Below are 24,716 nucleotides of genomic sequence, written 5' to 3' on the forward strand. Positions count from 1 at the left end.
GCATTCCTGAACAGCGGGATGGGGCCATATCTTGACTCAGTCCGAAAGCCTTGCGACGACTACGCTGCAGCAATATTCTCGCGCAGCAGCCGTTCCGCGGCTGCGCGCGCCTCGTCGGTGATGGTAGCGCCGGCCAACATGCGCGCGATCTCTTCCTGGCGCGCCGCCCGGTCCATTTCGGCGATGCCGGTGGCGACCTTGTCCGAGCCGCCGGATTTGGAGATCAGGAAATGCGTCGCAGCACGTGCCGCCACTTGCGGAGCATGCGTGACCGACAGCACCTGCACGCGCTTCGACAGCCTGGCCAGCCTTTGGCCGATCGCATCGGCCACGGCGCCGCCGACCCCGGTGTCGATCTCGTCGAAGACCAATGTCGGCGCCGAGCCACGGTCGGCCAGCGCCACCTTGAGCGCCAGCAGGAAGCGCGACAGCTCGCCGCCGGAGGCGACCTTCATCATCGGCCCAGGCCTGGTGCCGGGATTGGTGCGCACCCAGAACTCGACCTGGTCGATGCCTTCTTCCATGCGGTTCTCGCCATCGCTGGCCAGTTCGACGATGAACTCAGCCCGTTCCAGCTTCAGCGCCGGCAGTTCGGCCATCACAGCCTTGGTCAGACCGACCGCCGCGGCGTGGCGAAGCGCGGAGAGCTGGGCTGCGGAAATATCGTAGGCTTCGCGCGCCGCTGAGGCCTGCTTTTCCAAGAGATGCAGGCGCCCCTCGCCGGCATCGAGATCGGCGAGATCGGCGGACATGGTGTCGCGCAGTTGCGCCAGATCGTCGACGGCCACACTGTGCTTGCGTGAGGCCGCACGCAGCGAAAACAGCCGCTCCTCCGCCTTCTCCAGCCGCTGCGGGTCGTATTCGGTGGCGCGCAATGCCGCCTCGACGCCCGATTGCGCGGCATCCAGCGACAGCATCGCCTCATCCAGCGACTTCACCACATCCTCGAGCAGGCCCGGCGCTTCGCTGGCCTTGCGCTGCAGGCGCCTGAGCAAACTGGCCAGTTGCGGCAGTGGCGAGGACGGGCCTGACAGCACATCCTGCGCATCGTGTATTTCCGAGGCGATCTTTTCGGCCCGCATCATCGTGGCGCGCAATTCGGCCAGTTGCGTCTCTTCGCCGGGCTGCGGATCGAGCTTTGCCAGTTCCGCCACCGAGGCCCTGAGATAATCGGCCTCGCGCGCCGCTGCCTCGACCTTGGCGCGGTGCCTGGCAAACTCCTGCTCGGCGTCGCGCCAATAGCGCCAAGCCTCGCCGGTCGCGCGGGCAGCGCCCAGATGGCCGCCAAAACTGTCCAGCAATTCGCGATGGGCGCCGGGATCGACCAGAGCGCGCTCGTCATGTTGGCCGTGGATCTCGACCAGCGCGTGGCCGATGTCGCGCATCAGGGTGACGCTGGACGGCTGGTCGTTGACGAAGACACGGGTGCGGCCATCCGCGGTCTGCAGCCGGCGCAGGATGATGTCGCCGTCATCCTCGATGGCGTTTTCGGCCAGCAGCGCGCGCACCGGGTGGTTGCGCTGCACATCGAAGACGGCAATTACCTGGCCCTGGGCAGCACCGTGGCGCACCAGCGAGGCGTCGCCGCGCGCGCCAAGCGCCAGCGACAGCGCGTCGAGCAGGATGGATTTGCCGGCGCCGGTTTCACCGGTCAGCACGGAAAGGCCGGGCTGGAAGTCGATATCCAGCTTCTCGATCAGGACGATATCGCGGATCGACAGTCTGGAAAGCATCAGAACCCGGACCTCAAGCAATTCCAGGAAAAGTGCGTAGCGGTTTTCCGTCCTGAATTGCGTAGAACATAAAGTTAGGACGGTTCAGCGCCTCAATCAAACCACTGAACCGCTGTGAAGCGGCATGCGACCGATGGAGTCGCAGCGCCGCACTATCTTTTTGTTTGAGCGTCGGATCAATCCGAAAAGCGCGTTCCGCCTCAGTCGATGCTCGGGCGTCAGGCGCCGGTGATCAGCTTGCCGGCCTTGGATATCCACGATCCGGCATTCTCGCGCGGCTCAAGCCCGTTGCTCTGCAACAGCTTGTAGGTATCCTTGTACCATTGGCTGTCGGGATAATTGGTGCCGAGCACAGCAGCGGCGGTTTGCGCTTCCGAGGTCAAGCCCATCGCGTAGTAGCTTTCGGCCAGACGCGCCAGCGCCTCTTCGACATGGCGGGTGTTGGAATAGTTCTCGACAACGTTGCGGAAGCGCTTGACGGCAGCAATGTATTCGCGCCGCTCGAGATAATAGCGGCCGATCTGCATCTCTTTGCCGGCCAGCTGGTCGTTGGCGAAACGGATCTTTTCCTTGGCGTCGTCGACATATTCCGACGTCGGCCAGCGCGTCACCAGATCCTGCATCGTCTGCACGGTCTGGCGTGCTTCCTTCTGATCCTGGGTGACGTCCTTGATCTGCTTGTAGTAGCTCAGCCCGATAATATACTGGGCGTAAGCCGCGTCGTCGGTCGACGGATAAAGCGTCAGATAGCGCTTTGCCGAGCCGATCGCTTCGTCATAACGGCCGGCGCGGTAGTCGGCGAAGGCGCCCATCACCATCGACTTGCGGGCGAATTCCGAATAGGGGTGCTGGCGGTCGACGGCGTCGAACTTCTTGCTCGCCTCATCCAGGCGGCCGGCATTGAGATTGGCAAGGCCTTGATTGTAAAGGACGTCGGCCGGTTCGGTCTGGTCGACATAGGTCGACAGGTCGACGTCTTTCTCGGACGACATGCAGGCCGAGAGGAACAGCGATGGCACAACCACCGAAAGCGCCAGGAAAACAGCCCGATACGGCGCTTTCGATTGACCAACTCGCTTGAAGAACATGATTGGATTGCGCCCTTTCGGCGTTAGTTCAATGCCTTTCGCATGGCGTTCCCTCAAAACTGATCCCCACTTTTGAGCGACATGCGCCTAACAGACGGCAGCAGCCATAAACCATAACTGCCTTGCCCAGCAACGCTATGTCTAGCCAATCGCACATTTTTGTGGCGGCTTGGTGTTGCCCGGAAAGCTATGCACTTTCACGGCCGGTGATGCATCCGTGCAACACCGGCCAGCGTTCAGAAAGCCAGAAATACGTTAAGAATCAGATCACCCAAGGTGCAAAGACAGGGCCGGTGACGGCGCTCATCTCGGCGGTGCGGCCGCGCTCGCGGCGCGTGGTCTCGACGACCTCGAAGGCCGAACGGTCGGACAGAAGCCGCCGCAAAGCAGCCGCATTCATCCGGTGACCGCCGCGATAGGAGCGGAAACAACCGATGAAACGGGCGCCGGCCAGCGCCAGATCGCCCATCGCGTCCATCGTCTTGTGGCGAGCGAACTCGTTGGGGTAGCGCAGGCCGCCCATGTTGATCACCCGGTTGTCGTCGCCGATCACCAGCGAGTTCTCCAGCGAGGAGCCCAGCGCATAGCCGGCCGCCCACAGCCGCTCGACATCCTTCATGAAGCCGAAGGTGCGGGCGCGCGCGATATCCTGGCGAAAGATGTCGGGGTTGATGTCGGAGGCGAATAGCTGGCGGCCGATCGCCGGGCTTTCGAAATCGATCTCGACCTCGAAGCGCGTGCCGCTATAGGGCCTGAACTCGGCCCAGGACGCGCCATTCTCGATGCGGACGGGCTTGACCACCCTGATGTAGCGGCGCTTGACCGCCAGCGTCTCGATGCCGGCTTGGTCGATGGCTTCCACGAACGCCACCGCACTGCCATCGAGTATCGGTACCTCATGACCGTCGATCTCGATGNATGCCGAGCCCGAAAAGCGTCGCCATCAGATGTTCGACGGTGGCGATATGCTCGCCTGCCGGATCGCCGAGCATGGTGCAGAGATCGGTCGCGCCGACTTCAGCAACCAGCGCGCGGAACTCGCGGCTCTCGCTTCCGTTCGAAAGGTGGAAGAGCACGCCGGTGTCGGCGTCCGCAGGGAGGAAATTGACGGTGACCGGTTTGCCGCTGTGAACGCCGGTACCGGTCAGCGTTGCACGCGATTTCAGTGTCGTCTGATAGTCTTGCAAGACAAACCCCATAGCCCAAACGCCTAAGTCCGCTTTAACCCAAAAGGCGCGGCTCTTTTTTATCGGCAGGCAGGGCCACTTCCCCGAATCCCAGCACACCGAAAGTGCTGCGGCAAAGATAATGGTCTGTCAGGGAGACTCCAAATCACGGTTTCTTACTCTGTGTAACCGCGACAGACCTTGAGCGTCACATCGTAACGCCTTGTTATTAAACCCCTTTAAACGTTAACAGGCAGACAACCTCTCGTCTGCCTGTTAACAAGTGTTACATACCGTTAACGGCTCAGTTGGCCTGGCGGCGCAGGAAAGCCGGTATCTCCAGCTGGTCGTCTTCCTGGGTCGACCTGGTCTGCGGCGTCAACCGGCCCTGATCGTCGAGCTGGCCGCGGCGCGGCGCGTAAAGCTGCGGATCCTGGCTGGCAAGGCGGCGCATTTCCGGCGCCGCCTGGCGCAGTTTCGGTTCGCGCGGCTGTGCCGGCTGCAACCGGGCCGGCTCTTCTTCGCGGCGCGTCAGTCCGTTGGTCAGCCGCTTGAGCAGCCCCATCGGCCCGCTGTTTTCATGGTCGGCCGGACGGCCCTTGGCTTCCACCTCGGCCCGCACCACCGGCGGAAAATCCTCCACCCGCGGCATGCGCTGCGGTGCGGCAGCCACCGGCTGCGGCATTTCCCGCATCGGCGCCGGTTGCATCACCTGCTGCACGACAGGCTGCGGCTGGGCAGGCGGGGCCTGGAAGATCTTGCTCTGCGGGCGGAAATCTTCCGCCTGGGCCATCGGCGTCGGACGAGCCATTGCCGCCGCATTGGCCTCGGCAAGTTGGATCGCCTCGGCCACCGGATCGGCCGCGCGCTGCTCATAGGTCTGCTGCTGGACCGGTGCCGGACGGCCTTCCGCCCCCGGAGCCGCTGGGCGGCTGACCGGCTTCTGCTGCGGCGGCACGGCCCGGATCGAGATCGGCGCCGCGGCAATTTCAGCTGCCGATTTGTCGATGCCGGTGGCGACCACCGAGACGCGGATGACGCCTTCGAGTTCCTCGTCGAAGGTGGCGCCGAGGATGATGTTGGCGTCCTGATCGACTTCCTCGCGGATGCGGGTCGCGGCCTCGTCGACTTCGAACAGGGTTAGGTCGCGGCCGCCGGTGATCGAGATCAGCAGGCCCTTGGCGCCCCTCATCGAGGTCTCGTCGAGCAACGGATTGGCGATCGCCGCCTCGGCGGCGGCCATCGCGCGGCCCTCGCCCGAAGCTTCGCCGGTGCCCATCATCGCCTTGCCCATTTCGCGCATCACCGAACGCACGTCGGCGAAGTCGAGATTGATCAGACCTTCCTTGACCATCAGGTCGGTGATGCAGGCAACACCGGAGTAGAGCACCTGGTCGGCCATGGCGAAGGCGTCGGCAAAGGTGGTCTTGTCATTGGCCAGCCGGAACAGGTTCTGGTTGGGGATGACGATCAGGGTATCGACACATTTCTGCAGCTCCTCGATGCCGAGATCCGCCGTCTTCATGCGGCGCTGGCCTTCGAAATGGAACGGCTTGGTGACGACGCCGACGGTGAGGATACCCCGTTCGCGCGCCGCGCGGGCAACCACGGGAGCCGCACCGGTTCCGGTGCCGCCACCCATACCGGCGGTGACGAAGCACATATGGGTGTTGGAGAGATGATCGATGATCTCATCGATGCACTCTTCCGCCGCCGCACGGCCCACTTCAGGCTGCGAGCCGGCGCCGAGCCCCTCGGTGACATGCGCGCCGAGCTGGATCAGCCGCTCGGCCTTCGACATGGTCAGCGCCTGTGCATCGGTGTTGGCCACGACGAACTCGACACCGCGCAAGCCCGCGGTGATCATGTTGTTGACGGCATTGCCGCCGCCGCCGCCGACACCGAATACGGTGATCCGCGGCTTGAGCTCGGTGATGTCCGGCTTTTGCAGATTGATCGTCATTGTCTCCGTCCTTTGCCTTTCCCGCCGCTTCGCCGCCGCGGCCGCCTATGGGGCTGTCCCCGTCAATTAGAAACTGTCTCTCAACCACTGACTCATGCGATGCAGTTTTCCGCCCGTCCCGGTCATCCTGAGGCCGGAAATTCCTTTCGCCGGATGGCTCTCGAAGCTCGCCATCTGCGGATAGATCAGCAGCCCGACCGCCGTCGAGAAAGCCGGCCCCTTGGCAGCTTCCGGCAGGCCCGCCACGCCGAGCGGGCGTCCGATGCGCACATTGCGTCCCAGAATGCGGCGCGCCGCCTCGGGGAGACCCGCAAGCTGGCTGGCGCCGCCGGTCAGCACGACGCGTTTTCCCACGGCATTGCCGTAGCCCGACTTGTTCAGCCGGTCGCGCAACAGTTCCAGCGTCTCGTCGATGCGGGCGCGGATGACGCGCGTCATCACCGAGCGCGGGATCTGCAGCGGCATCTCGCCGTCTTCGCCGATCGGCTGGATCGAGACCAGGTCGCGATCGTCGGCACTGCCAGGCAGCGCCGAACCATGCATCACCTTCAGCCGCTCCGCGGCGTCGAGCGAGGTCGACAGGCCCTTGGCCATATCGAGCGTCACATGATTGCCGCCGATGGCAATGGCATCGGCGTGGACGAATTTGCCTTCCGAAAACACCGAGATGGTCGTCGTGCCGCCGCCCATGTCGATGCAGGCCGCACCCATTTCCAGTTCGTCGTCGACCAGGGCCGCAAGCCCGCTGGCATAGGGCGTCGCCACCATGCGCTCGACCGAAAGATGCGAGCGGTTGATGCAGAGCTCCAGATTGCGCAGCGGCGCGGCATCGCCCGTCAGCACATGCATATCGACGCCGAGCTGGTCGCCGACCATGCCGCGCGGATCGCGCACGCCGCGCTCGGCGTCCAGCGAAAAGCCGACGGGCAGCGAATGGATCACGTCGCGTTCGGCCTTGAGCGCCTGCTTGGCGCCGGCGGCAAGCACGCGCTTGATGTCGGCTTCGTCGGCCTGATGGCCACCGAGATTGATCGTGGCCGAATAGGTTTCGCTCTTCAGCCGGCCCGCCGTCATGTTGACGATCAGCGAATCCACCGTCAGTCCCGCCATGCGTTCGGCGGCGTCGACGGACAGGCGAATGGCGTGCTCCGCACGGTCGAGATCGACGACCACGCCCGACTTCACGCCTTGCGATTTCTGGTGGCCGATGCCGATTACCTGGATGCGGTGCGAGCGGCCGCGCAACAGCTTGCCGTCCTCGCGCGGCTTCAGTTTCGCCACCACGCAGCAAACCTTGCTCGAGCCGACATCCAGCACGGTGAGCGTGCCGGAACGCCGCGAAGAGGCATCGCTGTTGCCGCCAAGCCAGCTCATATCTTCGTCCCCGACTTGCGCTTCAGATTTTGCGGCTTTTCATTGAGCGCGGCCTGGCGCTGCGTCGCCGCTTCCGGCGTCAGCTGCACCACCAGGCGATCGGAGATGCGCATGTCGACGGCGGCGATGTCCCGCGTCAGAAGCCCGTTGTCGTGGTCCATCCGAACCAGGTCGGCAATCGCCTGATCCTCGCCATCCTCGGGCAGCTTGATCGTGATGCCGTTTTCCAGCTTCAGGTCCCAACGCCGTTCGCCGATGCGGATATAGCCTTTGACCCGAGCCGCGAGCTCGGGAAATTTCTTGATCTTGGCCACGAAGTCGGGCGCCTTGGCCGGTGCGCCGGTGCCGATGATCAGCGGCAGCAGCGCCTGCTTGCCGCCGGAGAACGGCGCGATCACCGCGCCGGAGCGTTCGATGACCGAAAGCTCCGCGCCCTGCTGCCAGAGCGCGAAGGGCTCGCGCTCCTCGACACGCACTTCCAGCGTATGTGGATAGACCTTGCGCACCGCCGCCACTTCGACCCAGGGCAAGGTATCAATACGTTCACGCGCGGCCTCGGCATCGAAGCCGATCAGTGACGTCCAGCCGTCGAGCTCGAGCCGGTCCAGTATGTCGATCTCCGAAGTCTGGCGGTTGCCGACCACCTTGATCTGGTCGACGGCAAAGCCGGTCCGGGCGGTGATGCTCTGGACGATGTCGTCGGCATGACCGCCGAGAATGGCGCCATAGAGGCTGCTTGATGCAATGAGCGAAGCCGACAGGATGGCCGCGGAAAAGCGCGGCGCGACGAAGTCGCCGCCGCCCAGGCGCGCCAGCACGCGCACCGGCCGGCGCAGCACGCGCGGCAGCACGAAATGGTCGAACGACAACGGCATGCCGAACAGCGCCGGCCCGGCGCCGCCCCTGCCCTTGTCCTGTCCCCATTTCAACGCAGACACGAAGCGTCCTCCACCATCCAACTCAACAATTCGCCAAACGAGTGCCCGGCCTGGGCGGCGATTTCAGGCACCAAAGACGTCGGCGTCATGCCCGGCTGAGTGTTGATCTCGAGCCAGACAATCTCGCCGTTTTCGGAGTGACGGTCGTCATAGCGGAAGTCCGATCGGGAAACGCCCCGGCAGCCGATAGCCAGATGTGCCTTGAGCGCCAGTGTCTGTATTTTTTGGTAAATATTTGATGAAATTTTAGCAGGGATTTCGTGTTTTGATCCGCCGGCGACGTATTTTGAATCATAGTCGTAGAAGGAATGGCCGGTCGGAATGATCTCGCAGACGCCGAGCGCCACGTCGCCCATGACAGCGCAGGTCAGCTCGCGCCCATGGATGTAGCGCTCGACCATGACGGTCTCGCCATATTTCCATTCGGACGAGCCGATGACCTGCGGCGGATGCGACTGCCCTTCATGCACGATGACGACGCCGAAGCTTGAGCCTTCATTGACCGGCTTGACCACGTAGGGCGGCTTCATCGGATGCTTGTTCTGGATGGCAAAGCGGCTGGCAACCTTCGATTCCGCCACCGCGATGCCGGCAGCCTTGGCGACCTTCTTGGCTTGCTCCTTGTTCATGGCGAGCGCCGAGGCGAGCACGCCCGAATGGGTGTAGGGAATGGCCAGATATTCGAGGATGCCCTGGATGGTGCCGTCTTCACCGAACGGGCCGTGCAGTGCGTTGAAGACGACATCGGGCTTGAGTTCGGTGAGCACGGCGCCGACATCGCGCGCAACATCGACGCGGGTAACCTGGTAGCCTTCATTCTCAAGCGCATCCGCACACGCCTTTCCCGAAGACAGAGACACGGGCCGCTCGGACGAGAATCCGCCCAGGAGGACAGCCACATGCTTGTTCTTCATATCCCGTCATCCCTCTCACGGCGGGCCCGCAACCACGCATTCAGCGATCAGATTGAGTCCGAGTCTCCCGGCAGGTTGCCCCCCAGACGGAAAACGCGGTCGACGCGTCGAACGACTCAAATCAGGAAACGCTTTAAGGCAGAGAATCAGAGAGTTGATTCGCTGGCAAGTGCTTATGATTCCGACAGATTCACTTTCCGCGAAAACGGCCGGAAAAAGCGTGTTGTGAGTCTTTGGAGCAACGGTGGCGCTGTTGTTTCAGACCGTTTGAAGTTCAAGCATCACATGAACTTCAGCTTGCGCTAAAGAAGCTGTCCGAGGAATTCCTGCACGGCATGGCCGGGGCGGAAATTGCCGAGCCGCTTGATTTCCCACTGCAGGCGGATGCCTGAATTTTCAAGCACGCGGGCGCGCACCGTCTCGCCGAGATATTCGAGGTCGTATCCGGTCGCTGTTCCGGTGTTGATCATGAAGTTGCAGTGCATCGGCGACATCTGCGCGCCGCCGATCATCAGCCCGCGGCAGCCGGCCTTGTCGATTTCCTTCCAGGCCGAGGTGCCTTCCGGATTCTTGAAGGTCGAGCCGCCGGTCTTCTCGCGGATCGGCTGCACCGTCTCGCGATGCGTCTGGACGGCGTCCATAGCCGCCTTGATCGCCTCCTGGTCTTCCAGAACACCTTCGAAAACCGCGGAGGTGAAGATCAGCCCGGCAGGTGCGGCCGAGTGACGATAGGCATAGCCCATGTCTTCATTGCTGAGGGTGTGGAGATTGCCCTTGCGGTCGAGCGCCCGAACCTCGACGACACGTTCCCGCGTCTCGACGCCATTGGCGCCGGCATTCATCCTCAGCGCCCCGCCGATGGCGCCGGGAATGCCGTGATAGAAATGAAAGCCGCCAATACCGGCCTCATAAGCGACGGCCGCGACGCGCTTGTCGGGCGTCGCAGCACCGGCCTTGATGACGGTCGGCGAAACCACCTCGGCCTCGCCAAAGCCCTTGGCCGAAAGCCGGATGACGAACCCTGGAATGCCGCCGTCGCGCACCAGGAGGTTGGAGCCGACACCGACGATGGTGAGCGGGATGTCCTCCGGCACGGCGCGCAGGAAGGCAGCCAGATCCTCCTCGTCGGCCGGCTGGAACAGGGCGTCCGCCAGACCGCCGGCGCGGAACCAGGTGATCTTGTCCATCTCGGCATTGGGCGTGATGCGGCCGCGCAGGCCGGCAAGCCGGTCGCCAAGTTTGTCGAGCAGGTCCTGGCCGCGCATCATGAGACGGTACCGCCGAGTTCCCCAGGCAGCGCATAGGCCCATTGGGTGATGTTGCCGGCGCCCAGGAAGATGACGAAGTCGCCCGGTTTCGCCAACGCGCGGATGACGGGCGAAATCGCGGCAGGGGTTTCGACGTAGCGCGCATCGCGATGGCCCCCGGAGCGGATGCGCGACACCAGCGCCTCCGAGGTCACGCCGTCGATCGGCTCCTCGCCCGCCGCATAGACCGGCGCCACCATCACCGTGTCGGCATCGTTGAAACAGACCGAAAATTCGTCGAACAGATCGTGCAGCCGGGTGAAGCGGTGCGGCTGCGCAATGGCGATGACGCGGCCCTTGGTGGCGCTGCGCGCCGCTTTCAACACCGCCGTGATCTCGACCGGGTGGTGGCCGTAATCGTCGAAGATGTCGACGCCGTTCCACGAGCCGGTGTGGGTGAAGCGCCGCTTGACGCCGGCAAAGGACGACAGCCCTTTCTTAATCGCTTCGGCCGACAGGCCGAGTTCATGCGCGACCGCAATTGCGGCGGTGGCGTTGGAGACGTTGTGGCGGCCGGGCATCGGCAGCCGCAGATCCGATATCGTCGTCTGGCCGCCGGTCTTGCGGTCGCGGATCACCACGTCGAATGCCGAGACGGCACCGGCCATGCGGTGGTTGGTGAAACGCACATCGGCCTGCGCGTTCTCGCCATAGGTGATGACGCGGCGGTCCTCGATGCGGCTGACCAGCGCCTGTACTTCCGGATGGTCGGTGCACATCACGCCAAAACCGTAGAACGGCACGTTCTCGACGAATTGCCGGAAGGCCTCGCGCACCTTGTCGAAACTGCCATAATGGTCCAGATGCTCGGGATCGATGTTGGTGACGACGGCGATCTCGGCCGGCAGCTTGAGGAAGGTGCCGTCGCTTTCGTCGGCTTCGACCACCATCCACTCGCCATCGCCCATACGGGCATTGGTGCCATAGGCATTGATGATGCCGCCATTGATCACCGTCGGGTCGAGCCCGCCGGCATCGAGCAGCGTCGCCACCATCGACGTGGTTGTGGTCTTGCCATGCGTGCCACCGATCGCGACCGCCTGGCGGAAGCGCATCAGTTCGGCCAGCATCTCGGCCCGGCGGACAATTGGGAGCAACTTCTCCCGCGCGGCCTTCAGCTCGGGATTGGATTTCTTGATCGCGGTGGAGACGACCACCACTTCGGCCGCGCCGATATTCTCGGCCTTGTGGCCGACAAAGCATTCGATGCCCTTGTCGCGCAGCCGCTGGACATTGGCGCTGTCGGCCTGGTCCGAACCCTGCACCTTGTAGCCGAGATTGTGCAGAACCTCGGCGATGCCGCTCATGCCGATGCCGCCAATGCCGATGAAATGCACAAGGCCGATGGTCTGCGGCATCTTCATCAATGCGTCCCTTTCCTGAAATCCGAAACGGTTTTTCTGGACGCAATAGCCTCTGTGAGATCAGCGAGCAACCGTGCCGCGTTCGGCCGGCCAGCCGACTTCGCTCCGGCAGCCATGGCCGTCAGCCGCTCGGGAGTGTCCATCAGCCCGCCAATGAGAGCCGCGATGCGCTCCGGCGACAGTGACGATTGCGGATGCACCTCGCCGCCGCCCGCCGCGGCAAGGGCGGCTGCGTTCGCAGCCTGATCGTGATCCAGCGCATAGGGATAAGGCACCAGCAGCGCCGGCCGGCCGATGACGGCGATCTCCGAAACCGTCGAGGCGCCGGAGCGCGAGATCACCAGATGCGCCGCGCCCATGCGCTGTGCCATATCGGTGAAGAAGGGCGAGACCTCGACATGGACGCCGAGTGCCGCATAGCCAGCCTTCACCCGCGCCACGTCGTCGGCGCGGGCCTGCTGGGTGATCACCAGCCGCTTGCGCTGCGCCTCCGGCAGAAGTGCGATCGCCGCCGGCATGGCATCGGAAAAGAACTGCGCGCCCTGGCTGCCGCCGAACACCAGGAGCCTGAACGGATCCGCCCCTTTGGATGCGGTGTAGGGCGTCTTGGCCGCCTCCAGGATTGGCGGCCTGACCGGATTGCCTGTCGTCACCGTCTTGGCGCCTGTGGCACTTTCATCTTGCGGCAGGAAGCCGCCGGCAATCGCATCGACGCGCCCGGACAGCGCCCGGTTGGCGCGGCCCATCACTGCGTTCTGCTCATGGATCAGCGTCGGCAGCTTGCGCCGCGTCGCGGCATAGAGCGGTGGCAAGGTCGGATAACCGCCAAAGCCGACGACCGCATCAGGCTTGATCCTGGCGATGACGGCGGAGGCCTGGCGCACGCCGCGCCAGATCTTCCAGAACGCGCCAAGCAGCGCGACAGGGTTTTTCGAGCCCATCGTCGCCGACTGGATCGGATGGATGGCGGCGGCCGGGAAATGGCCGGCAAAGCGCTCGGCGCGGTCGTCCGTCGCCAGATGCACGCCCCAGCCGCGCTCGATCAGCTCATGCGCCAGCGCCTCGGCCGGAAACAAATGTCCGCCTGTTCCGCCCGCCGCGAGAAGGATGACACCCCGCGCCATATCACTCCGCCGGCAGGGCGCGCTGCGACAGGGCAAAGCCCATCTGCTTGCGCTTTTCCGGTCGCTTGCGCGTCAGCGCCAGCACCATGCCCATCGAGATGGCAATGGCGATCTGCGAGGAGCCGCCATAGGAGATGAAAGGCAGCGTCATGCCCTTGGCCGGCATCAGCTGCAGGTTGACGCACATGTTGATGACCGACTGCAGGCCGAACACGGTGACGAGACCGCCGACGGCGTAGCGGGTGAAATCATCATGTTCCTTCAGCGCCGTGCTGAGGCCGCGCAGCACGATGAAGGCGAAGATCGACATGATGAAGAAGCACATGATCAGCCCGAACTCTTCGCCGGCGACCGAAAAGACGAAGTCGGCATGCGCGTCGGGGATGACGCGCTTGACGGTGCCCTCGCCCGGGCCGACTCCGAACCAGTGGCCGTTGATCAGCGCCTCGCGGCCCATATCGACCTGGAACGTGTCGCCTTCGCCGGTTAGGAATTTGTCGATGCGGGCGGCGACGTGCGGGAACACCGTATAGGCGGCAAACAGGCCGCCGGCGCCGGTGGCGCCAAGCGCGATGATCCATAGCCATGGCAGGCCGGCCATGAAGAACATGACGCCCCAGGTGCCGGTCACCAGCATGGTCTGGCCGAGATCGGGCTGCGCCACCAGAAGCGAGATGACCAGGATCAGCAGCAGCATGGCAAACAAATTGCCGGGGATGTCGGGCTGGCGCTTGTGTTCGGCGAACAGCCAGGCGCAAACGATGACGAAGGCGGGTTTCAGAAATTCCGACGGCTGGATCGACATGCCGACAAACGACACCCAGCGCCGCGCGCCCTTCACCTCGACGCCGATGTAGAGCACGGCCACCATCAGCACCAGCATGATGCCCAGGATGATCAGCGCCATGCGCCGGATCTGCCGCGATTCCAGGAAGGAGACCGCCAGCATCACGCCGAGCGCCGGCACGGTGAAGATGATCTGCCTGGTGGCAAAGTGGAAACTGTCGAGGCCGATGCGCTCGGCCACCGCCGGGCTTGCCGCAAAGGACAAGACAATGCCAAGCCCCATCAGCGACAGGAACGCCGCCAGGAACCAGCGATCGATCGTCCACCACCAGGTTGCAACCGGGCTTTTGTCGAGACGGCTTTGCATTATCGTGCCCCTCCGATGGGTTTGACACCCTCGATAGCATTCGCAGCTTGCCTGAAGGCTTCGCCGCGAACTTCGAAATTCTTGAACTGGTCGAAACTGGCGCAGGCCGGCGACAGCAGCACCACGACCTCGCCGTTGTCATCCTTGGCCGCGTCTTTCGCGGCATGGTCGACCGCGGCGGCCAGCGTGCCCGAGATTTCATAAGGCACGGCTTCACCAAGCGTCGCCGAGAACGCGGGCGCCGCCTCGCCGATCAGATAGGCCTTGGCAATGCGCGGGAAGAAACCGCGCAGCGGCTCGATCCCGCCTTCCTTGGGCAGTCCGCCGGCGATCCAGTAGATGCGCGGGAAGCTCGACAGCGCGGGTGCCGCCGCATCGGCATTGGTCGCCTTGGAATCGTTGACGAACAGCACATGATCCTTGCGGCCGACCTGCTCCATGCGATGCGCCAACCCGGGAAAGCTTTCCAGTCCCGCCTGGATCTCGCCGAGGCTCAAGCCGACCCTGAGGCAGGCGGCGACGGCGGCAAGCGCGTTCTGCGCATTGTGCTGGCCGCGCAACGAACCGATGCCTTCGAGGAAGGCGACGCGGCTGTAACGGCCATGCACGGCTTCCATCAGATCGGAGCCATCGGCGAAATAACCGTCGGTCAGCGGCAGCCGCTTGGATATGCGGATCACCTGTCGGCCCGCCCTCTCCAGCCGGTCGGCGATCTGCGCGCACCAGCTATCGTCGACGCCGACAATGGCTGTCTCGCTGCCGGCGACCAGCCGCTCCTTGATCGAAGCGTAGTGCTGCATGGTGCCGTGGCGGTCGAGATGGTCGGGCGTCAGGTTGAGCAGGATGCCGGCCGTCGGGTTGATCGAGGGCGCGAGATCGATCTGGTAGGACGAACACTCGACGACATAGTCCCGGTCAGCCTGCGGTGGATCGAGCGTCATGATGGCCCGGCCGATATTGCCGCCCATCTGCGTGTCGCGCCCTGCCGATTTGAGGATATGCGCGGTCAGCGCCGTGGTCGTCGACTTGCCGTTGGTGCCGGTGATGGCGATGAACGGCGCATCAGGCGCGCGCGCAATCCGCTCGCGGCAGAACAATTCGATATCGCCGATCACTTCGACGCCGGAGCCACGCGCCAGCTCCACCGTCCAGTGCGGCTTGGGATGCGTCAGCGGCACGCCGGGCGAGAGCACGAAGGCCGAGAATTTCGACCAGTCGGCGCCGCGCAGATCGGCGGTCGCAATGCCTTGGTCAGCGGCCTTGGCGACGCTATCGGGATTGTCGTCCCACGCCAGCACGTCGGCGCCGCCCTCGATCAGCGCGCGCGCCGTGGCGATCCCCGAGCCACCGAGCCCGAAGAGCGAAACGCGTTTGCCCGAAAAGGATGCGGCGGGAATCAAGCGGGTTCCTATCTCAGCTTGAGGGTCGACAGGCCGACCAGCGCCAGGATGACGGCGATGATCCAGAAGCGGATCACCACCTGGCTTTCGGTCCAGCCGAGCTTTTCGAAATGATGATGGATCGGCGCCATCAGGAACACGCGCTTGCCGGTCATCTTGAAGTAGCCGACCTGAATGATGACCGACAGGATTTCCACGACGAACAATCCGCCGACGATGACCAGCACGATCTCGTGCTTGGTGGCGACCGCGACTGTACCGATCAGGCCACCCATGGCCAGCGAACCAGTGTCGCCCATGAAGATCGCCGCCGGCGGGGCGTTGAACCAGAGGAAGCCGAGGCCGGCGCCGATGACGGCGCCAAGCACGACAGCCAGCTCGCCGGTGCCGGGCACGAAATGGATCTGCAGATATTCGGCGAACACCGCATTGCCGGAGAGGTAGGCGATGACGCCAAAGGATGCCGCCGCAATCATGATCGGCACGATCGCCAGCCCGTCGAGGCCATCGGTCAAATTCACCGCATTGCCGGCGCCGACAATGACGAAGCAGGAGAACGGCACGAAGAACCAGCCGAGATTGATGATGAATTCCTTGGCGAAGGGAAAGGTCAGCGACGACGAGAACGGCGCCTGGCCATTATGCATGATCGCCCAGGCGGCGATGCCGGCGATGACGAATTCCAACGCCAGCCGCGCCTTGCCGGAAAAGCCGAGATGCGACTGCTTGGTTACCTTGAGATAGTCGTCGTAAAAGCCGATCGAACCGAAGCCCAGCGTCACCAAGAGCACCACCCAGACATAGATCGAGGAGAGGTTCGCCCATAGAAGCGACGAGCCGACGATGCCGCACAGGATCATCAGCCCGCCCATCGTCGGCGTGCCGGCCTTCTTGAAATGCGTCTGCGGGCCATCGGCGCGGATCGGCTGGCCCTTGCCTTGCCGCAGCCTAAGCGAATTGATGATGGTCGGCCCGAAGATGAAGACGATCAGCGCCGAGGTGATCAGCGCACCGCCGGTGCGGAAAGTTATGTAGCGGAAGACATTGAAGACCGAGACCTTGTCCGCAAAATCGACGAGCAATGTAAACATACGATTCCGTTCCCCGGACTAGTTCTGTTTCGTGCCTGCGGCTTCCGCCGGATATTTGCCGAGCAAGGCCTCGACCAGCTTTGAAAAGCCGATGCCTTTCGACGATTTGATCATCACCACGTCGCCGGCCTTCAGCGTCGACAACAGCAGCGGCTTCAATTCCTCGGCGCCGGCGCGGTATTCCGTTTTGATCTCGTCGGGCAGGATGTCTGCCAGCGCCCGCATTTCCGGGCCGCCGAGAAAGACCGTGTGCGTGCCGGTCCCGACGATCAGTTCGGCCAGGCCTGCATGGAGCTTGGCCGAATGGTCGCCGAGCTCGAGCATGTCGCCGAGCACGGCGATGCGCCGGCCCTCGCCCGTGACAGGCGTCGCGTTGAGCAGCGCCATGGCAGCAGCCATCGAGGCCGGATTGGCGTTGTAGCTCTCGTCGATCAGTGTGATCGGTCCCTTGGGGTGGCGAAGCATATGGCGCTTCCCACGGCCACGCTCGGCCGACAGATCGGCCAGTGCCAAGGCCACCTTGCCGATGTCGGCTTCAACCAAATGCGCGGCGCCGAGCACCGCCAGGACGTTCTGTACCATGTGGCGGCCGGGCGCGCCGATGCGCGCCGTCACATCCTGCCCGCCGATCCTGGCGGTGATGTCGGAATGATCGGCATGCAGCTCGCATTTGGTCAGCTTGTAGGTCGACCGTGCATTCTCGCCGAAGCCAAAGACATGTTCGACGCCGGCGGCCCGCGCCATCTTGTCGAGCAGCTTCCAGCGCGCATCGTCGCGGTTGAGCAAGGCCGCACCGCCGGGCTCGATGCCTTCGAAAATCTCGGCCTTGGCCTTGGCGATCTCGTCGAGATTTCTGAAGAAGCCGAGATGCGCGGCGGCAATCATCGTGACGATGGCCACATGTGGCCGGACCATCTTGACCAGCGGCCGGATCTCGCCGGGATGGTTCATGCCGATCTCGAACACCGCATAGTCGCAATCGCCGGGCATGCGCGCCAGCGTCAGCGGCACGCCCCAATGATTGTTGAAGGACTGCGCCGAAGCATGCACCGTGCCGACGGCCGACAGCACATGACGCAGCGCCTCCTTGGTGGTGGTCTTGCCGGCCGATCCGGTCACCGCGATGATTTTTGCGCTGGAACGGGCGCGGGCGGCAACACCGAGTTTCTCCAGTGCTGCCAGCACATCCTGCACGACGATCATCGGCGCCGTCAGCCGCCCAAGCGACGGCAACTTGCCCTCGGCGACGATCAGCACGCCGGCGCCGGCCTTGATCGCCGCGGTCGCGAAGTCATGGCCGTCCATCGCCTCGCCCTTGATGGCGAAGAAGGCGTCGCCCGGCTGCAGGCTGCGGCTGTCGATCGAGATCCCCGAAATTCCCTCCGGCATCGGCCCGAGCGGCCGACCGCCCATGGCGTCGACCAGCGCCTCGGAAGTCCAGAGCACGCTCATGCGGCCCGCTCCCGCAGCGCCGAGCGGACTTCCTCGTGGTCGGAGAAGGGAAACGTCTCGGCGCCGATGGTCTGGCCCTCTTCATGGCCCTTCCCGGCAACGATCAGCGTATCGCCCGCTTTGAGCATGGCGACCGCTTCGTGGATCGCCTTGCGGCGGTCGCCGATTTCAATCGCGCGGGGCGCGGCTGCCAGGATCGCGGCACGGATCGTTTCCGGCACTTCCGAGCGCGGATTGTCGTCGGTGACGATGACGACATCGGCCAGCCGCGTGGCGATTTCGCCCATGATCGGCCGCTTGCCCCGGTCGCGGTCGCCGCCGCAGCCGAACACGACGATGACGCGACCGGTGGTGAACGGGCGCACGGCGGCCAGCACATTTTCCAGCGCATCCGGCTTGTGGGCATAGTCGACATAGACGGGCGCGCCATTGGCGGTGGCGCCGACAAGGTCGAGCCGTCCCGGTGCCCCCTGAAGTTTCTCCAATGCCATCAAAGCTTTGGCGACCGGCGTTCCAGTGGAAATGGCCAGCCCGGCCGAAACCAGGGCATTGGCGATCTGGAAGTCACCTGCGAGCGGCAGGTCGATCTCGTAGAGCACGCCGTCGGCTTCGACCTCGGCGCGCTGGCGGTGGCGCTCGTGCTCGACCCGCTTCAGGCGCAGGAAATCGCCATGGCGGCCGACCGTCAGCACCTTGAGCCCGGCGGCCTGCGCAGCCTGGATGGTCGGCGCCGACCACGGATCGTCGGCAAAGATGACCGCCGGCGCGCCTTTCGGCAGCAGCGTGTCGAACAGCCGCAATTTGGCGCGATGGTAGTCCTCGACCGTCGGATGATAGTCCATATGGTCGCGGCCGAGATTGGTGAAACCGCCCGCGGCGAGCTTGACGCCATCAAGGCGGCGCTGGTCGAGACCATGGCTGGAAGCCTCCATCGAGGCGTGGGTGACGCCGGCCTCCGCCAATTCCTTGAGCAACTGGTGCAAAGCCACTGGATCGGGTGTGGTCAACGAACCGTAGTCGTTGCGGCCCGGCGCCACCACGCCGGTGGTGCCAATGGACGCGGCGGCAAAGCCGGCCTGCTCCCAGATCTGCCGGATGAAGGCGGCGACCGAGGTCTTACCTGCGGTGCCGGTAACCGCGACCATGGTCTCCGGCTGGCTGCCGAAGAAACGTGCCGCGCTCAGCGCCAGCGCCAGGCGTGGGTCGTCGACGCTGAGCACCGGGACGGACAGGCCGGAAACGGCGCTGGCGTTGCCAACGACAACCGCCGCTGCGCCGCGCTTTGCCGCATCGGCGGCATAGGCCGAACCATCCGCCTTGCTGCCGGCGAGCGCGAAAAAGACCACGCCGGTCTTGACCGTGCGGGAATCCGACGAAATCCCGGTTACCTCCACATCGCGGGAAGATGTTCCCTCGACAGGCAGGATACCGGCTAAATCTCTCAGGTGCATCGAACCCCGTTTATCTCAACAAAATGGCGCGCAGTTGCCGGCGCGCCCTAAGAATCACTGATAGGAAACCAGCGTTGCGCCATTTTCATGGCTGAAATCTGGCTTCACGCCAAGCATGGCGGCTGCCCGCCTGATGATGTTTCCGGCCATGACACCCGCATTGTTGGCGGCGACGTCGGTCATTCCGGGCTTTTCCGGGTGCGGAGCGTCAGCGATCGTAAACACCAGATACTGCGGATCGTCCATCGGGAAGGCGGCGACGAAGGTGTTGAAATTCAGTTCCTTCGAGTAGCGGCCATTGATCACCTTCTCGGCGGTTCCGGTCTTGCCGCCAACGCGGTAGCCGGGGGCCCTGGCGTTTCTGGCCGAGCCCTTCTCGGCATTGAGCGTGTAGAGGTAGCGCATGCCCTCCACAGTCTTTTCGCTGACCACTCTCTTGGCCACCGCCATGGCATCCTGCTCGCTGCGGACCAGGAAAGTCGGCGGGATCAAATAGCCCTGCATCAGCGCCGCGCAGCCGACGGCCGCCTGCAGCGGCGTCGTCGACACGCCATGGCCGAAGGCGATGGTGAAGGAGTTGACCTGCTTCCAGACCTTCGGTTCGGTCGGGCGGGCGACTTCAGGCAGTTCGGTCTGCATCCTGTCCAGAAGGCCAAGGCGATGCAGGAATTCGCGGTGCCCCTCGATGCCGACCATTTCGGCCTCACGGGCCGATCCGATGTTGGAGGAGTAAAGGAACACCTCCGGCAATGACAGCACGCGGTTCTTGCCGTGGAAATCGTGAATGGCCTGATGGCCGACCCGGATCGGATGCGAGGCGTCGAAACGGCTGTTCATGTTCGCCTTGCCGGAATCGAGCGCCATGGCCGAGGTAAAGCTCTTGAAGGTCGAGCCCATCTCGTAGAGGCCGGCCGACATGCGGTTCAGGCGGTCCTTGTCCTGCGCATTGAAGGGATTGTTCGGATCGAAATCCGGCACCGAGGCCATCGCCACCACTTCGCCGGTCTTGATGTTGAGCACGACGGCGCCGGCGCCCATGGCGCGATAGCGCTCGAGGCCGGCGGCAATCTCGTCGCGCACCACATGCTGGACGCGCAGGTCGATCGACAGCTGAACCGGCTTCAGATCCTTGGCGATCGCCAAGCCTGAGGCCTGCAGGTCGCTCAGGCCCTGCTCGTCAATGTACTTCTCCATGCCGGAGATGCCCTGATTGTCGATGTTGGTGAGGCCGACAATGTAGGACGAGGTCACGCCGGCAGGATAGAAGCGGCGCTTTTCGGTGCGAAAGCCGATTCCGGGAATGCCGAGCTGCATGATGTCGGCCTGCTGCTTGGGCGTCAGCTGCCGCTGCAGCCAGACGAAGCCGGCGCCGCTTTTCAGCTTGTGATAGGTCTGCTCGGGGTCGATATCTGGCAGAATGGTCGACAGCTTTTCGATCGCCTCGTCGGCATCGACGATGCGGCGCGGCTCGGCAAACAGCGATGCCGTCTTGATGTCGGTCGCCAGCACCTCGCCGTTGCGGTCGACGATGTCGGGACGCGACGCCGTCACCCGGCTTTGCGGCCCATTCGACATGTCGGGGGACTGGAAACCGAGATAGACCAGCCGCCCGGCGATGGTCGAATAAATGCCGAAGAACACCGCCATCGTCATCACGATGCGGGTCTTGGCCTTGCCGCCGGTCGCCTTGCGCGCGCCTTCGACCACGATGTAGCCGTCCTCGCCGGTCCGTGCGCGGCGCTTCAGCAATTTGCCGACCGACGGAAGTTTGGCGCGCATTGGAAATCCAGCGATCATTGGACGATGGCTCCGGTGACCACGGGATCCTTGTCGGCTGGTCCTTTGCCGGAATTGTCGGCCATGCCGCCAAGCCGTTGAGACGACAGGTCCTCGATGTTGAGCGGTTTTGCCGGCAGGTCGTCGAGCCCGACGATCTGCCGCGCGTTGACCGGCTCGAGTGCGAGCTGCGATTTGTAGATTTCAGCCAGCTTCTGCAGGCGCGACGGCTGGGTCAGCAGGCTCCAGTCGGCCTTGAGCAGGTCGATCGTGTCCTCCTCATAGCGGATCTGCGCCTCGATCTTCTGCACCGAAGCCAGCTGTTCCTCGGCCTCGCGCTTGGCCTTGTAGGTCAGGGCCGCAGCCGAGACCATGACGGCGATCAGGACTATGTCGCTGGTTCGAAACACGTATTCACCTCTCTCGCGGCGCCTGGATGCCGGGAAGCTTTGGAAGGCCAAAAATGGTGAGATCACCGGCGCGCGCCGGCGCCTCGGTGCGGATGGCGGTACGCAGCCTGGCCGAGCGCGCCCGCGGATTGGCAGCGACCTCGGCATCGCCTGCCGTCACGCCGCCACCAGCCTTGCGGAAGGTCGCAGCGCGCGCGTGCGCCTCGGGCAAATGACGTGAGCCGGTGGCGACGTCGGCGCGGTCGGCGATGAAGCGCTTGACGATGCGGTCTTCCAGCGAATGGAACGTCACCACCGCAAGCCGCCCGCCGGGCTTCAATACCCGCTCGGATGCCATTAGGGCTTTGGCCAATTCGCCCAGCTCGTCATTGACGAAAATGCGCAGCGCCTGGAAGACGCGGGTGGCCGGATGAATCTTGTCCTTCGGCGCGCGGCCGATATGCGTTTCGATGGCGTCGGCGAGATCGAGCGTGCGCTCGAACGGACGTTTTTCGCGGCGTGACTCGATCATGCGGGCAATGCGGCCGGCATTCCGCTCTTCGCCGAGGAAGCCGAAGATGCGGGCAAGGTCGCCTATCTTGAACGAATTGACGACGTCGGCAGCACTCAAGCCCGCCTGCGCCATGCGCATGTCGAGCGGCCCGTCGGTGCGGAACGAAAAGCCGCGCTCGGGCTGGTCGACCTGCATGGAGGAAATGCCGATGTCGAGGACAACGCCGTCGGCGCTTTCGACCTGCTCGTCCAGCGTCGAAAATGGCGCCTGCACCAGCCTTAGCCTGCCGCCGGATTGCTGTTCCAGGCCGCGCCCGGCGGCAATCGCATCGGGATCGCGATCGATCGCCACCACCGAGGCGCCGCTCGCCAAGATCGCCTTGGTGTAGCCGCCGGCGCCAAACGTGCCGTCGACGATCACATCGCCGGCTTTGGGTGAGAGCGCCTCCAGCACTTCGGCGAGGAGGACCGGAATGTGGCGGACCGGTCCGCCAACGGCGCTGAGATCATCGCCGTGATCCGCCATCATTCCGGCCGCTCCCCAGCCTTGGCCTCGTGAGCCTTCGTCCCCTGCCGAAGCTGCAAAAGCCGAGCGCGCGCCTGCGCCCCATAGGCGGCCAGCCGTCCAGGCTCCCAAACTTGAAAGAAATTGCCACGGCCGACAAAGGCCACTTCGCTCGTGATGCCCGTATGCTCGCGGATGAAATCGCTCATCGTGATGCGGCCATCCTGATCGAGCTTCAGGAACGTCCCGTCGCCATGGCAGAAGAACGACATATCGTCCGCCGTCTGCAAAAAAGGGTCTTCCAGCGCGATGCGCTGCTCGTAGCGGTCGAGCAGATCGAGCCCGCCGACATCCATCGCAGGCACGTCCAGGCCGCGCAGCGCATAGAGTTCCGAATAGCCGCGCTTCTGCACGACCGCGCGGAAATGCGCCGGAACGGAGACCCGCCCCTTCGCATCGATCCTGTTCACCGCGCTTGACAGAAACCGGTCCATGACACGCTGCAGCCGCTTCCGCCGCCGCACCCCTCTCCATGTTTTCGTCCGCGCCGAAGCGCGTCCCCTGCCGAAAATCCGCTTCGATCCCAGCGGCAAAACGCCGCAAACGCACAGCCGCCGCGGCTGCCCGATTGGCGTACGCTTTACCCTGACGCGGAACGAAGGCTTTGGTATCGAAATGGGATATCATGGGGCACAATGGGCGTCAACGGGAACAGGCTTCACAAACGCGCGCGCCACAACCGGTGAGAGCAGCTCTGACAACACTCCCGTCTTTATCTCCCATTAAGCCTAACGAACCGTTTAGAGCGGGCTGGCCCAAGCGGAAGCGGCTTGCCGCGCATCACTGCCGCGAATAGCGTCGTCAGTCTTTTCGCTGAGCAACAAGGTCAGAAATCCATGTCCGAAACAGCCAGGTCCCGCGCGGCCTCCCTTGCCCATCTGCGTCGCGACGGACTTGCCAAAGGCGACCCCATCCCATTGCCGCTGACCATGGCCGCTATTTTCCACAACCCGGGCGACGGCGCCGGCTACAGTCAGTACGGCCGTTACAGCAACGCCACCTGGGATGCAGTCGAGCACATGCTGGCGCATCTCGAAGACGCGCCATGCGTCGGCTTCCCCTCAGGAATGGCGGCAATCTCGGCGGTGTTTTTCGGCCTGTTGAAATCCGGCGACCGCGTGCTTTTGCCTTCGGACGGCTACCATGCCACACGCGCGCTGGCCGAACGTTTCCTCAAGCCCTTCGGCGTCGCCTATGATCTGCGGCCGACAGCTACATTCCTCGACGGCGGCTTCGACGGCTACCGCCTTGTCTACGTTGAAACCCCGTCAAATCCGCGATTGGACATTTGCGACATCACAGCGGTCGCCGAGGCCGCGCACCAAGCGGGCGCGATCGTCGTCGTCGACAACACCACGATGACGCCGTTCGGCCAGCGCCCGCTCGATCTCGGCGCCGACATCGTCGTTGCTGCCGACACCAAGGCGGCCAACGGGCATTCCGACGTGCTGTTCGGCCATGTCGCCAGCCGCAATCCAGACATCATCGCGGACGTCACCGGCTGGCGCGAGACCGCGGGCGGCATTCCCGGCCCGTTCGAGGCTTGGCTGGTGCATCGCGGCCTGGAGACGCTGGAGGTACGCTTCGACCGCATGTGTTCTTCTGCCGAGGTGATCGCGAAGCGCCTGAAAAACCATCGCGCCGTTAGCGGCTTGCGCTACCCCGGGGCTGGAGGGCGACCCGTTGCACAACCTCGCCCGGGCGCAGATGGAGCGCTTCGGCTTCCTCGTGTCCTTCGAACTCGCTTCCCAGGAGAAGGCCGAGGATTTCATCAACAACTGCACGCTGATGCAGGCGGCAACGTCGTTCGGGGGTGTCCACACCTCCGCCGAGCGGCGGGCCAAGCGAGGAGATTCGGTTCCGCCCGGCTTCGTGCGCCTGTCGGTGGGCTGCGAGCCGGTGGAAGAACTCTGGCAGGCGATCGAGGCATCGCTGGACAAGATCGGCATCTGAGC

General features: G+C 64.0%; 19 protein-coding genes and 2 pseudogenes. 2 read left to right on the top strand and 19 right to left on the bottom strand.

The annotated features are described in order from the left end of the window. Window positions 1-59: 59 nt before the first annotated feature. The 19 genes and pseudogenes from recN to mraZ form a co-directional block, all read right to left on the bottom strand. Complete coding sequence (gene recN / locus X757_RS159760; RefSeq protein WP_023725355.1) at window positions 60-1,733, bottom strand: DNA repair protein RecN; 1,674 nt, start codon at window positions 1,731-1,733, stop codon at window positions 60-62. A 218-nt stretch (window positions 1,734-1,951) separates the two neighbouring features. Next, a complete protein-coding gene (locus tag X757_RS159755; RefSeq protein ID WP_023668284.1) occupies window positions 1,952-2,821 on the bottom strand; it encodes an outer membrane protein assembly factor BamD in 870 nt (289 codons plus the stop codon). A 262-nt stretch (window positions 2,822-3,083) separates the two neighbouring features. Beyond that, a pseudogene (lpxC, locus tag X757_RS01000000164535) lies at window positions 3,084-4,020 on the bottom strand (UDP-3-O-acyl-N-acetylglucosamine deacetylase). A 271-nt stretch (window positions 4,021-4,291) separates the two neighbouring features. Beyond that, window positions 4,292-5,950: a cell division protein FtsZ gene (gene ftsZ / locus X757_RS159750; RefSeq protein WP_023712437.1), complete on the bottom strand. Its 1,659-nt coding sequence runs from the start codon at window positions 5,948-5,950 to the stop codon at window positions 4,292-4,294. 66 nt (window positions 5,951-6,016) lie between these two features. Then, window positions 6,017-7,324 carry a cell division protein FtsA gene (ftsA, locus tag X757_RS159745; protein WP_023688034.1) on the bottom strand — a complete coding sequence of 436 codons (1,308 nt, stop codon included), beginning with the start codon at window positions 7,322-7,324 and terminating at the stop codon, window positions 6,017-6,019. Further along, window positions 7,321-8,262, bottom strand: a complete 942-nt coding sequence (locus X757_RS159740) for a cell division protein FtsQ/DivIB (protein ID WP_023725356.1) — start codon at window positions 8,260-8,262, stop codon at window positions 7,321-7,323. Before X757_RS159740 ends, ftsA begins: the two co-directional genes overlap by 4 nt. Further along, window positions 8,250-9,176 carry a D-alanine--D-alanine ligase gene (locus X757_RS159735; protein ID WP_023668279.1) on the bottom strand — a complete coding sequence of 309 codons (927 nt, stop codon included), beginning with the start codon at window positions 9,174-9,176 and terminating at the stop codon, window positions 8,250-8,252. Before X757_RS159735 ends, X757_RS159740 begins: the two co-directional genes overlap by 13 nt. A 302-nt stretch (window positions 9,177-9,478) precedes the next feature. Continuing rightward, entirely contained in the window at window positions 9,479-10,444 is a 966-nt protein-coding gene (gene murB, locus X757_RS159730) for a UDP-N-acetylmuramate dehydrogenase (protein ID WP_027050618.1), read from the bottom strand. Then, window positions 10,441-11,847, bottom strand: coding sequence for a UDP-N-acetylmuramate--L-alanine ligase (gene murC, locus X757_RS159725; RefSeq protein WP_023668277.1), 1,407 nt, complete (start codon window positions 11,845-11,847; stop codon window positions 10,441-10,443). The genes murB and murC overlap by 4 nt, the downstream gene beginning before the upstream one ends. Then, the gene (gene murG / locus X757_RS159720) at window positions 11,847-12,971 is read right to left on the bottom strand and encodes an undecaprenyldiphospho-muramoylpentapeptide beta-N-acetylglucosaminyltransferase (RefSeq protein ID WP_023725357.1); all 1,125 of its coding nucleotides are present in this window, start codon (window positions 12,969-12,971) and stop codon (window positions 11,847-11,849) included. The genes murC and murG overlap by 1 nt, the downstream gene beginning before the upstream one ends. 1 nt (window position 12,972) lies before the next feature. Continuing rightward, window positions 12,973-14,124, bottom strand: coding sequence for a putative lipid II flippase FtsW (gene ftsW / locus X757_RS159715; RefSeq protein WP_023668275.1), 1,152 nt, complete (start codon window positions 14,122-14,124; stop codon window positions 12,973-12,975). Then, window positions 14,124-15,524: a UDP-N-acetylmuramoyl-L-alanine--D-glutamate ligase gene (gene murD, locus X757_RS159710; RefSeq protein ID WP_023725358.1), complete on the bottom strand. Its 1,401-nt coding sequence runs from the start codon at window positions 15,522-15,524 to the stop codon at window positions 14,124-14,126. Before murD ends, ftsW begins: the two co-directional genes overlap by 1 nt. A gap of 8 nt (window positions 15,525-15,532) precedes the next feature. After that, the gene (gene mraY, locus X757_RS159705; RefSeq protein ID WP_023668273.1) at window positions 15,533-16,615 is read right to left on the bottom strand and encodes a phospho-N-acetylmuramoyl-pentapeptide-transferase; all 1,083 of its coding nucleotides are present in this window, start codon (window positions 16,613-16,615) and stop codon (window positions 15,533-15,535) included. 18 nt (window positions 16,616-16,633) lie between these two features. Further along, window positions 16,634-18,067 carry a UDP-N-acetylmuramoylalanyl-D-glutamyl-2,6-diaminopimelate--D-alanyl-D-alanine ligase gene (locus tag X757_RS159700; RefSeq protein WP_023725359.1) on the bottom strand — a complete coding sequence of 478 codons (1,434 nt, stop codon included), beginning with the start codon at window positions 18,065-18,067 and terminating at the stop codon, window positions 16,634-16,636. Beyond that, window positions 18,064-19,518 (bottom strand): UDP-N-acetylmuramoyl-L-alanyl-D-glutamate--2,6-diaminopimelate ligase, encoded by a 1,455-nt coding sequence (locus X757_RS159695; protein WP_023725360.1) that lies wholly within the window; start codon window positions 19,516-19,518, stop codon window positions 18,064-18,066. Before X757_RS159695 ends, X757_RS159700 begins: the two co-directional genes overlap by 4 nt. A gap of 54 nt (window positions 19,519-19,572) precedes the next feature. Next, window positions 19,573-21,297, bottom strand: coding sequence for a penicillin-binding protein 2 (locus X757_RS159690; RefSeq protein ID WP_031251081.1), 1,725 nt, complete (start codon window positions 21,295-21,297; stop codon window positions 19,573-19,575). Between the two features lie 14 nt (window positions 21,298-21,311). Continuing rightward, the gene (locus tag X757_RS159685) at window positions 21,312-21,704 is read right to left on the bottom strand and encodes a hypothetical protein (protein ID WP_023682142.1); all 393 of its coding nucleotides are present in this window, start codon (window positions 21,702-21,704) and stop codon (window positions 21,312-21,314) included. Window positions 21,705-21,708: 4 nt separating this feature from the next. Continuing rightward, entirely contained in the window at window positions 21,709-22,725 is a 1,017-nt protein-coding gene (rsmH, locus tag X757_RS159680) for a 16S rRNA (cytosine(1402)-N(4))-methyltransferase RsmH (protein WP_023712431.1), read from the bottom strand. Then, on the bottom strand, window positions 22,722-23,195 hold the full coding sequence (gene mraZ / locus X757_RS159675; protein WP_023682144.1) for a division/cell wall cluster transcriptional repressor MraZ: 474 nt from the start codon (window positions 23,193-23,195) through the stop codon (window positions 22,722-22,724). The genes rsmH and mraZ overlap by 4 nt, the downstream gene beginning before the upstream one ends. Between mraZ and X757_RS1000000168455 the strand changes: the two genes are divergently transcribed. Beyond that, window positions 23,194-23,487: a hypothetical protein gene (locus tag X757_RS1000000168455; RefSeq protein WP_198024388.1), complete on the top strand. Its 294-nt coding sequence runs from the start codon at window positions 23,194-23,196 to the stop codon at window positions 23,485-23,487. The genes mraZ and X757_RS1000000168455 overlap by 2 nt on opposite strands. A 110-nt stretch (window positions 23,488-23,597) precedes the next feature. Next, a pseudogene (locus tag X757_RS01000000164540) lies at window positions 23,598-24,714 on the top strand (cystathionine gamma-lyase). The last annotated feature ends 2 nt before the right edge of the window (window positions 24,715-24,716 follow it).

The organism is Mesorhizobium sp. LSHC412B00 (genome assembly GCF_000503035.1).
Taxonomy (GTDB): Bacteria; Pseudomonadota; Alphaproteobacteria; order Rhizobiales; family Rhizobiaceae; genus Mesorhizobium.

What these genes read in the sequence shown, in the direction of transcription:
- recN (WP_023725355.1), bottom strand. Translation starts at nt 1,733, where the DNA reads ATGCTTTCCAGACTGTCGATCCGCGATATCGTCCTGATCGAGAAGCTG.
- X757_RS159755 (WP_023668284.1), bottom strand. Translation starts at nt 2,821, where the DNA reads ATGTTCTTCAAGCGAGTTGGTCAATCGAAAGCGCCGTATCGGGCTGTT.
- ftsZ (WP_023712437.1), bottom strand. Translation starts at nt 5,950, where the DNA reads ATGACGATCAATCTGCAAAAGCCGGACATCACCGAGCTCAAGCCGCGG.
- ftsA (WP_023688034.1), bottom strand. Translation starts at nt 7,324, where the DNA reads ATGAGCTGGCTTGGCGGCAACAGCGATGCCTCTTCGCGGCGTTCCGGC.
- X757_RS159735 (WP_023668279.1), bottom strand. Translation starts at nt 9,176, where the DNA reads ATGAAGAACAAGCATGTGGCTGTCCTCCTGGGCGGATTCTCGTCCGAG.
- murB (WP_027050618.1), bottom strand. Translation starts at nt 10,444, where the DNA reads ATGATGCGCGGCCAGGACCTGCTCGACAAACTTGGCGACCGGCTTGCC.
- murC (WP_023668277.1), bottom strand. Translation starts at nt 11,847, where the DNA reads ATGAAGATGCCGCAGACCATCGGCCTTGTGCATTTCATCGGCATTGGC.
- murG (WP_023725357.1), bottom strand. Translation starts at nt 12,971, where the DNA reads ATGGCGCGGGGTGTCATCCTTCTCGCGGCGGGCGGAACAGGCGGACAT.
- ftsW (WP_023668275.1), bottom strand. Translation starts at nt 14,124, where the DNA reads ATGCAAAGCCGTCTCGACAAAAGCCCGGTTGCAACCTGGTGGTGGACG.
- mraY (WP_023668273.1), bottom strand. Translation starts at nt 16,615, where the DNA reads ATGTTTACATTGCTCGTCGATTTTGCGGACAAGGTCTCGGTCTTCAAT.
- X757_RS159700 (WP_023725359.1), bottom strand. Translation starts at nt 18,067, where the DNA reads ATGAGCGTGCTCTGGACTTCCGAGGCGCTGGTCGACGCCATGGGCGGT.
- X757_RS159695 (WP_023725360.1), bottom strand. Translation starts at nt 19,518, where the DNA reads ATGCACCTGAGAGATTTAGCCGGTATCCTGCCTGTCGAGGGAACATCT.
- X757_RS159690 (WP_031251081.1), bottom strand. Translation starts at nt 21,297, where the DNA reads ATGCGCGCCAAACTTCCGTCGGTCGGCAAATTGCTGAAGCGCCGCGCA.
- rsmH (WP_023712431.1), bottom strand. Translation starts at nt 22,725, where the DNA reads ATGATGGCGGATCACGGCGATGATCTCAGCGCCGTTGGCGGACCGGTC.
- X757_RS1000000168455 (WP_198024388.1), top strand. Translation starts at nt 23,194, where the DNA reads ATGACACGCTGCAGCCGCTTCCGCCGCCGCACCCCTCTCCATGTTTTC.
- mraZ (WP_023682144.1), bottom strand. Translation starts at nt 23,195, where the DNA reads ATGGACCGGTTTCTGTCAAGCGCGGTGAACAGGATCGATGCGAAGGGG.